At 72.1% G+C, this 8,471-nt stretch carries 9 protein-coding genes; 4 read left to right on the top strand and 5 right to left on the bottom strand.

The window, feature by feature from the left end:
• Window positions 1-1,916, top strand: a 1,916-nt coding sequence (locus ACPT94_RS12115; protein ID WP_425245798.1) for an FtsX-like permease family protein, incomplete at its 5' end; no start/stop codon positions are given.
• 286 nt (window positions 1,917-2,202) lie between these two features.
• Here ACPT94_RS12115 and ACPT94_RS12110 read toward each other — a convergent pair.
• Window positions 2,203-2,862 (bottom strand): LysE family translocator, encoded by a 660-nt coding sequence (locus tag ACPT94_RS12110; protein ID WP_360337330.1) that lies wholly within the window; start codon window positions 2,860-2,862, stop codon window positions 2,203-2,205.
• Window positions 2,863-3,103: 241 nt separating this feature from the next.
• Here ACPT94_RS12110 and ACPT94_RS12105 point away from each other — a divergent pair, with 241 nt between their 5' ends.
• On the top strand, window positions 3,104-4,024 hold the full coding sequence (locus ACPT94_RS12105; RefSeq protein WP_360337125.1) for a LysR family transcriptional regulator: 921 nt from the start codon (window positions 3,104-3,106) through the stop codon (window positions 4,022-4,024).
• A 19-nt stretch (window positions 4,025-4,043) separates the two neighbouring features.
• On the opposite strand, the gene ACPT94_RS12100 is transcribed toward ACPT94_RS12105, so the two are convergent.
• The 3 genes from ACPT94_RS12100 to ACPT94_RS12090 all read right to left on the bottom strand — a co-directional run bounded on the left by ACPT94_RS12100 (window position 4,044) and on the right by ACPT94_RS12090 (window position 6,062).
• The gene (locus ACPT94_RS12100) at window positions 4,044-5,009 is read right to left on the bottom strand and encodes a pirin family protein (RefSeq protein WP_360337123.1); all 966 of its coding nucleotides are present in this window, start codon (window positions 5,007-5,009) and stop codon (window positions 4,044-4,046) included.
• Window positions 5,010-5,112: 103 nt separating this feature from the next.
• Complete coding sequence (locus ACPT94_RS12095; RefSeq protein WP_360337121.1) at window positions 5,113-5,604, bottom strand: hypothetical protein; 492 nt, start codon at window positions 5,602-5,604, stop codon at window positions 5,113-5,115.
• A gap of 2 nt (window positions 5,605-5,606) precedes the next feature.
• A complete protein-coding gene (locus ACPT94_RS12090; RefSeq protein ID WP_360337119.1) occupies window positions 5,607-6,062 on the bottom strand; it encodes an ATP-binding protein in 456 nt (151 codons plus the stop codon).
• 129 nt (window positions 6,063-6,191) lie between these two features.
• Here ACPT94_RS12090 and ACPT94_RS12085 point away from each other — a divergent pair, with 129 nt between their 5' ends.
• Both ACPT94_RS12085 and ACPT94_RS12080 read left to right on the top strand, forming a co-directional pair.
• A complete protein-coding gene (locus ACPT94_RS12085; RefSeq protein WP_189940560.1) occupies window positions 6,192-6,422 on the top strand; it encodes a DUF397 domain-containing protein in 231 nt (76 codons plus the stop codon).
• A 118-nt stretch (window positions 6,423-6,540) separates the two neighbouring features.
• The gene (locus tag ACPT94_RS12080; protein ID WP_360337117.1) at window positions 6,541-7,461 is read left to right on the top strand and encodes a helix-turn-helix domain-containing protein; all 921 of its coding nucleotides are present in this window, start codon (window positions 6,541-6,543) and stop codon (window positions 7,459-7,461) included.
• A gap of 13 nt (window positions 7,462-7,474) precedes the next feature.
• On the opposite strand, the gene ACPT94_RS12075 is transcribed toward ACPT94_RS12080, so the two are convergent.
• Window positions 7,475-8,293, bottom strand: coding sequence for an SAM-dependent methyltransferase (locus ACPT94_RS12075; RefSeq protein WP_360337115.1), 819 nt, complete (start codon window positions 8,291-8,293; stop codon window positions 7,475-7,477).
• Between the last annotated feature and the right edge of the window lie 178 nt (window positions 8,294-8,471).

The raw sequence follows: 8,471 nt of genomic DNA, 5'->3' as shown, positions 1-8,471 counted from the left end.
GGTCGTGCGGGGGGGGGTGTTGGCGCCCCGCCCCGCGGGGGGGGCCCCCCCCCCCCGACCACACCACATGGCGCACCCCCGACGCCGTACCGGCGAAGGAGGCGACGGCCGTCCAGGCCACGACCACGACGTACGTACGCCAGGAACCCGTCACCGTCGTGAACCTGGCCCAACTGCCCGGCCGCCGGCAGACCCCCGCGCCACCGGGCCTGGAGAGCTTCCCGAAGCAGGGCGAGATGTATGTCTCCCCGGCCCTGGCCGAGCTGCTGCACAAGCTCCCCGCCGGCCGGCTCGCCGACCGCTTCCCGAGGGCGAGGTCCTACGGCACGATCGGCGCCGCCGGTCTCGCCTCCCCCGACGAGCTGGTCGCGGTGGTCGGACGGGCGCCCGACGACGCGGCCGTCTCCCAGACGGCCGGGGAGCAGAACTACTACGACGAGCAGCTGACGGAGCGCGCCCTGGTCTCCGGGTTCTCCGGCACCGAGGCGAGCGTGTTCACCGGCATCGACCAGGGGACCGTGCTGCTGGGCGTGGTGCTGCTCGTCATGCCGGTCGTCGTGCTGGCCTCGGCCGCCGGACGGCTCGGCGCGGCCCGGCGCGAGCAGCGGCTCGCCGCACTGCGGCTGGCCGGGGCGACCCCGCGGCAGATCCTCGCCATGACCGCCGTCGAGGCGGCGGGCGTCGGCGCGGCCGGGGCGCTGGCGGGCGCGCTCGCCTACACGGCGCTGCTGCCCGCGCTCGCCGAGCTCCCGTACGGCATCGGCTCCTGGTACACCGGTCAGCTGTGGGTGGGGCCGCTGTGGCTCGCGGCCGTGGTGCTGGCCGTCACCGCGCTGATCACCGTGAGCGCGGTGACGATGCTGCGCCAGGTGGCCACCTCGCCCCTGGGCGTGGCCCAGCAGGCCGATCCGCGCCGCACCCGGGCGATCCGCCTGGTGCTGTTCGTCGCGGTCCTGGTCTACATCTGGATGACCACGGGCGACAGCGGTCAGCTGAAGGCCCGGCAGCTGATCGCGCTGCTGGTGCTCTTCTACGGCGCGTTCTGGCTGTTCGGCCCCTGGGTCGTGGACCGGCTCGGCCGGATCGTGGGCCGCCGCGCCAAGCGTCCGGCCACCCTGCTGGCCGCGCGCCGGCTCAGCGACGACCCGCGCGGGGCCTGGCGCACCGTCAGCGGCCTGGTGCTCGCGGGGTTCGTGGCCGGGTTCTTCTCCGTCAGCTCGCTGGGCTCCGACGGCCCGAGCCACCACGGCCAGGTCGCGGTGATCACCGCGAACGCCGCCGACGCCCGGCACACCGCCGCCGAGGCGCGGACGGCGCTGCACCGGGCGGGCGTCACGGCGACCGTCGCCGTCGCGAGCGAGGACGACTACGACAGTCTGCTGGGCGGTGTCGACGGCGTGATCGCCCATGTCTCCGGCGGACAGGACCGCATCGACGCCGCCGTCACCGCCCTGACGCCCCTCGGGTCGGGCAGGTACCCCCTCACGCAGGAGTACGTGTCCGCGCCGGACGACACGGCCACCGCCCGCATCGCCACCGTCAGCACCGCCACCCTGGCGCTGAGTTTCCTCGTCGCAGCCGCGTCCGCCGGTCTCACCGCCGCCGCGAACGTCCTCGACCGGCGCCGGGTGTACGGCCTGCTGCGACTGTCCGGCACTCCGCTTCAGGTGCTGGACCGGGCCCGGATCCGCGAGACCGTCATCCCGCTGGCCGTCCTGGCCGGCGGTACCACCGCGATGGGTGCCTTCGGTGCCGCGCAGCTCAACAAGGCGGCCGGCACCACGATCAACACCTCCGGCGCCGTGCAACTGGTGCTCTGTGTGGCCGTCGGCGCGCTGGCCATGCTCGCCGCGATCGCCGGCAGCAGGCCGCTGCTGCGGAAGGTGACGGAGGGTCCGGCGCAGACGGCGGACTGACGCCGTACCGACGGTGGAACCGCACCCCGGTTCCGGCCCGACATCGCCTGGTCGCCGAGGCCGCCGACGGCGAGTCGGCCGTGGCACCGGCCCACGGGGTACGGATGAGGGGAGCGTCCGATGACTCTTCCCTCAGCGGCCGTGGGTGGTCAGCGCCAGCTGGCCAGGCCCGCCGGACCGCGGGGAGAGGTGCTCCGGCCCGTGGCCGTCGGCGGCCCGCGCGGATGACCTTCGGCACGCCCTCGTCGAAGGGCACCTGAGCCGCCCTGGCCGTCCTGGCCATCCGTCAGCCGGAAGCGGTGGCGACCGCGAGGCCGAAGCCGATCAGCGCGACGCCCGTGGTCCGACCGAGCGCACGGCGGATCCGCGGCTTCTGGAGGACCGGCCCGGCCTTGGACAGCAGGAGCACGTAGCTGCCCAGCCAGGCGAGGGTGAGGGCGCTGTGGAGGAGCACGAGGAGCGTCATGGCCCAGGCGGCGGGCAGCCCGGACGGTGCCAGCGTGGGCAGCAGCCCGGTGTAGAAGACGGCGATCTTCGGGTTGAGGACGTTGCTGACCAGGCCGCTCCACCAAGGGTTCCCGAGGTGGGCGGGACCGGCATCCTCCCCTACTCCCGGCCGCTTCGCCCGAGCGGGGGGACCCCCATGGCCGGCCGGTGCCGAGCGGCGGTGCTGCCAGAGCGCCTGCGCGCCCAGGAACACCAGGTAGCCGGCGCCGAGGAGCTTGACGGCCGGATAGGCCACAGGCGAGGCGGCGAGCACGGCCGCGAGCCCTGCCACGGTCAGCGCACCCCAGAGCAGCAGCCCGGTCGCGATCCCGCCGACGGTGCGCAGCCCGTCCCCGGGACCGGCCACGAGCGCACGCCGGGTCACCACTGCCATGTCCGGGCCGGGCACGATGGTCAGCAGCCCGAGGACACCGATCGCGGCCACGAAGTGGGTCAGCACGCTGCCGACCTCCTCCTGGTCGAACTGGTCGAACTGGTGGAACCGGCCGGCGGTGGGGTCACCGCGAACCATGGCAGCGTACGGACGAAGGAAGCGTTGTCGGACACACGATCAGGGTCCGGTGCGCACTTACGATCGGTCCAGCGAATGTTTCCCACCTATACTCGTCGGACGATCCGATCATTCGGCCCTCCGTTCGCGAGGGCCGAAGACAAGGAGAACGCAGGAGAGCGGGCTTCCCATGTTCGATCTGCACCGACTGCGCCTGCTCCGCGAACTCAAGCACCGCGGCACCCTGGCGGCCGTCGCCGCCGCTCTCTCCTACGCGCCCTCCTCCGTCTCCCAGCAGCTCTCCCAGCTGGAAGCCGACGTCGGCGTCCCGCTCCTCGAGCCGGTCGGACGGCGGGTGAGGCTGACCGCGCAGGCCGAGATCCTCGTCGCCCACACCGAAGCGGTCCTCGAACGGCTGGAGCGTGCGGAGGCGGACATCGCCGCCTCCCTGAGCGACCTGACCGGCACCCTGCGCATCGCCTCGTTCCAGACGGCCGCCCTGGCCCTCGTCCCGGCCGCCCTCGGCCTGCTGCGCGACCAGCACCCGCGCCTGCGCGTCCACGTCAGGCACATGGAACCGGAAAGGGCCCTGCCCGCCCTCCAGGCCCGCGACTTCGACCTCGTCCTCGCCGAGGAATACCCCGGCAACCCCAACCCGAGGCCCGCCGAACTAGAACAGGAGGACCTGCTCGACGACCCCCTGCGCCTCGCCCTGCCGAAGCCGGCCGACACGGGGGACGCCGACGGCCCGACCGCGGCGCTGCGCTCACTCGCCGACCACCCCTGGGTGATGGAACCCGAGGGCACAGCCGCCCGGCACTGGGCCATGACCCTGTGCCGCAACGCCGGCTTCGAACCCGACGTACGGTTCGAGACCACCGATCTCCTGCTCCACCAGCGCCTCGTCGAGCAGAAACACGCCGCGGCCTTCCTCCCCGACCTCGTCCGGAGCGGACAGCCCCCGACCGTCACCCTGCGGCAACTCCCTCGCGGTCAGCGCACGCGCCGCATCTTCACCGTCGTACGCCAAGGCCGCGGCGGGCACCCCGCCGTCCTCGCCTGCCGCGACGCCCTCCGCCGCGCGGTCGCCCTCCGCTCAGACCAGGCATAGGACCGGTGTTTCCGCAGGTTCAGCGCACCCTTCCCCGTGGTTTCAGCGGTACTTTCGGCAGTTCCGGCGCCGCCAGCGGGGCGCCGTCGTAGCCCTTCACCTCGCCGAAACGGGTGCCCCGCGTCCAGTCCTCACGAGCCTGTTCGATCTCCTCCTGGGACCGGCCGACGAAGTTCCACCACATGACGAGCTCCTCGGCGAAGGGCTCGCCGCCGAGCAGCATCAGCCCCGCGTCGGACTCGGCCCGCAGAGGAAGCTCGGCGCGACCGCAGCCGAGGTAGAGCATCGAGCCCGGCAGTACGGGCACACCGTCCACGTGGACCTCGCCGGACATCGCCAGCACGCCGTACTCGAAGTCGGGGACGAGCGGCAGCCGTACGTCGGCGCCGCGGGTGAGCGCGAGGTCCGCGCCGACGATGGGGGTGAACGCCGTGCCGGGCGAGGTCGCGCCGTCGAGGTCGCCGAGGATCACGGTGGCCGTGAGGCCGGGAGCGGTGACCGTGGGCAGAGCGGCGTGGTGCTCGAAGCGGGGCTCGGTGTGGCGGTGGGCGTCGGGCAGCGCGACCCACAGCTGGGCGCCGTGCAGAAAGCGGGCGTGTGCCTTCGGGCTCTCCTCGGAGTGGCTGATCGCGCGGCCCGAGGTCATGAGCCCCAGTTCACGCGGCCGGATGGTCTGGAGGCTGCCGGTGGAGTCCCGGTGCAGCACCTCGCCCTCGTGCAGCCAGCTGACCGTCTGCAGACCCATGTGGGGATGCGGCGGGACCTGCATCCCGGGCTCGTCGGCGATGTCGTCGGGACCGTAGTGGTCGACGAAGGCCCAGGCTCCGATCATGCGCCGCCCCAGGTTCGGCAGCAGCCGGCGGACCTCGGTCGACTCCCCGAGCTTCACCTGCCGGGGGCTCAGCAGCTCACGGACGGGCTCGGCGACGACGAATCCACGCCCGCCGCACACACTCGGCACGGGCGCACGGTCAAGGTTGCTCATGCCGACAACCTAGGACCTGCCCGGCGGATCATGCCAGAGACACGGGGCTGATCAGCGGGGTGGCTGTCCTGCGGCGCGACGCCACCGGGCAGACGCGGGCGCTTCACCGGTCGTCCAGCGTGGCGGCGAGTTCCTCGCTGGCCCGGACGATCTCCCGGTCCGGTTCGTCGAGGAGGTGGCGCAGGACGCCGCGCTGGGCGTGGACGGCGTGGCGGGCCGCGCGTTCCCATTCCACGTAGTTGTCGCGGCGGCGCAGCAGCTTGGGGTAGGCGGCGGCCGTGGTCTCCCACTGGCGGGCGCCGGCGATGCTCTTCAGCAGGTGCAGGATCTCGACCCGGCAGGTGACCTGCGGAAGCCGGACGAGCTCCCAGAGGAAGGGCACGGTCGCCGCCGTCGCCTGGCCCACCACGAAGCCGTACTGGCAGATGCGCCGGCGCAGTTGGCCGAGGGCGGAGCCCGCGGTGTCGGCGTCGCCCCGGGCGACGGCGTCCAGCAGGGAGGGGATGGCCGCGGCACAGCCGGTCGAGTCCTTGATCTCGGTCCACGGCACGTGTCCCAGGTCCTCGAGCGGTGCGGATCTCTTCGTGGGAGTCATGGTCAGATGTGGGGACGGGTCGGCAGCATGGCCCAGACGGTCTTGCCCACGGGGGAGCGCCGGGTCCAGCCCCAGTGCTCCGAGAGGGCTTCGACGATGTGCAGGCCGCGGCCGTGCTCCAGCAGGGATTCGTCGGCGCGCGGGTAGACGGGCAGCTCGTCGCTCGGGTCGGTGACCGCACACACCAGGTGGGAGCGGCGCAGGGAGAGCCTGAGCCGCACGTCGGCGGCGTCGTCGGGCAGGTCCGGCAGGGCGTGCAGGACGGCGTTGGCCGCGAGTTCGGTGACGACGGTGAGCGCGTCGTCGGCGCAGTGGTCCAGGGACCAGCCGCCGAGGGTGCGGTGGGTGAAGTCCCGCGCCTCGGCGAAGCCCTCCCGGCTGCCCGTGAGCTGCAGCGTGGCGGTTCTGGACGAGTCACGGACGGATGCGTGACTCCGGAACTGCGCAGGTGATGACACGGTGCATCTCCCTGAGGCGACGTCAGAAGGGGGCGCCAGAAGTGCGGTTGACGACACCGTTATTATCCACGCTGACGATGTCCTCGTGCAATTTCACGGGAAATTGCGCGTACGAGCGAGGAGAGTGCAGTGTCGTCAGTGCCGAACGGAGTGCGGGCGAGCGCGCTGGGCGTCCGCTGGATCAAGAGCAGCCACAGCAACGCCGAGGGCAACTGCGTCGAGGTGGCCGTCCTGGACGGGGGAGGGATCGCGATGCGCAACTCCCGTGACCCCGACGGCCCGGCCCTGGTCTACACGCCGGCCGAGGTGGCCGCGTTCCTCGCCGGGGCGAAGGGCGGGGAGTTCGACCACCTGCTGTAGAGGCCGTGGATCACCTCGGGCGGGGGCGGGGGCGGGTTCGATTCCCGTGGTCCGTAGGGTCGGAGGCCTTCGGGTGCGATAATGCGGTCTGTCGTCTGTCGGCCAAGGGGGAGTCAGGATGTCTGCCGAGTCACCTCGCGTCTCCCGCCTCGAACCGTATCTGAACCGGGCCGAGCCCGCCCCGACCTTGCTGAAAATGCTGGTCGGTGTGCAGTTGGCGGGCATCCGGGAGGACGCCGGGTTCTCCCAGGAGCAGGCCGCGCGTGCCCTCGGGTTCAGCCCGGCGAAGCTGTCGCGGATCGAGGCGGGCAAGGGACGCCGCCCACCCGTCGAGGCGGACGTGCGCGCGCTCCTGGAGCTGTACCGGACCGACGAGTACGAGGCGTCCGTGCTGCTGCAGTTGCTGCGGCGCGCCGGGGAGCCGGGCTGGTGGCAGCGGTACGACAAGCGGCTGATGCCCGAGTGGTTCGACCGGCTGGTGGGACTGCAGGAGGCGGCCACGGCGATCCGTACCTTCGAGATCCAGTACGTGCCGGGCCTGTTGCAGATCCCCGCCTACACCCGCGCCGTCGTGGAGCGCGGACTGCCGACGGCGTCGGACCGGGAGGTCGAGCGCCGGGTGGAGCTGCGGACGCGGCGCCGTGAGCTGCTCGACCGGCCCGACGCGCCGCAGGTGTGGGCCGTCCTCGACGAGTCGGTGCTGCTGCGCGTCCTGGGCGGCCGCGAGGTGATGCGGGAGCAACTCGACCACCTCGTGCGGATGGCCCAACGGCCCCATGTCACCGTCCAGATCGTGCCGCTGGACGTGACGCACGCCTCCGCGCCGGCCATTCCCGTGACCTACCTGCGGTTCGGCGGCTCCGATCTGCCCGATGTCGTCTATCTCGAGCAGATCAGGAGCGCCACCTTCCTGGAGGGCCGGGACGAGACGGAGGAGTACAGGATCACGCTGGACCGGCTGGCCGACGAGGCGCTCGACCCGCGTGCCTCCCTCGCCCTGCTGAAGGAGACGAGGGACCGGCGCTACCCCGCCTCCTGACTCCACGAGCCGGTCAGCGCAGGCGGCCCACGCCGCCGAACTCGATCCACTCCTGGGTGAGCTGACGCGGCGTCACCTCGCTGTCCGGGCGCCACGTGGAGACCTCCACCAGCCCCGGTTCGAGGACCTCCAGGCCCTCGAACCACTCGGCGACGTCCTTCTCCTCGCGCACCCGGCCCCAGTGTCCCTGGGTGGCCTGGTCCATGAAGTTCGTGACGAACTCCCGCACCTTCGGGTCGTCGCTGACCAGCTGGCACATCACCAGGTAGCTGCCCGGAACGAGGCGCTCGGAGACCCGGCGGACCACCGCGAGCGGGCCGTCGGTCTCGCTGTCCGGGATGCAGTGGAAGACCGAGTTGAACAGCACCGCCACCGGCTGCGAGAAGTCGATCAGACGCTCGGTGTCCGGGTGGGTGAAGATCGCCTCGGTCTCGCGCATGTCGGCGTGGATGACGGTGGTGCGCTCGTCCTGCTCCAGCAGGGCCCGGCCGTGGACGAGCACCATCGGGTCGTTGTCGACGTAGACGACGTGTGCGCTCGGGTCGACGCGCTGGGCGACCTGGTGCACGTTGTCCTGCGTGGGCAGACCTGACCCGTGGTCCAGGAACTGCCGGATGCCGTACTCCTGCGCCAGGGTCCTCACGACCCGCTGCAGGAAGCGGCGGTTGTTCAGGGCGAGGGCGCGGGTGCTCGGGACGACCTTGTCGAGCTCCTCGCAGGCCGCGCGGTCCGCCGCGTAGTTGTCCTTGCCGCCCAGGTAGTGGTCGTACATGCGCGCGGCCGTGGGAACCGTGGCATCGATCTTCGTGGACAGCTGATTGCCGGGCTGCATCTCATCCCCCAGTTCCGGGCCGTGCCGCGGACCGGCGCGGTCGGCAACCCATCCTAGGGAAACGGCAATTGGGGATGCCACCCCTTGATCGACGCTTCCCCTGAAGGCGGGACGGGAAGGCGGCGACGGACCACTGTTCTGGATTTCTCGTCCAAGTCTTGGATCTGTGGTCTAATCG

Source organism: Streptomyces aurantiaciflavus (assembly GCF_049808595.1).
Taxonomy (GTDB): domain Bacteria; phylum Actinomycetota; class Actinomycetes; order Streptomycetales; family Streptomycetaceae; genus Streptomyces.
Note: the sequence above shows the minus strand (reverse complement) of the source record. Positions and strands in the feature narration are given on the sequence as shown.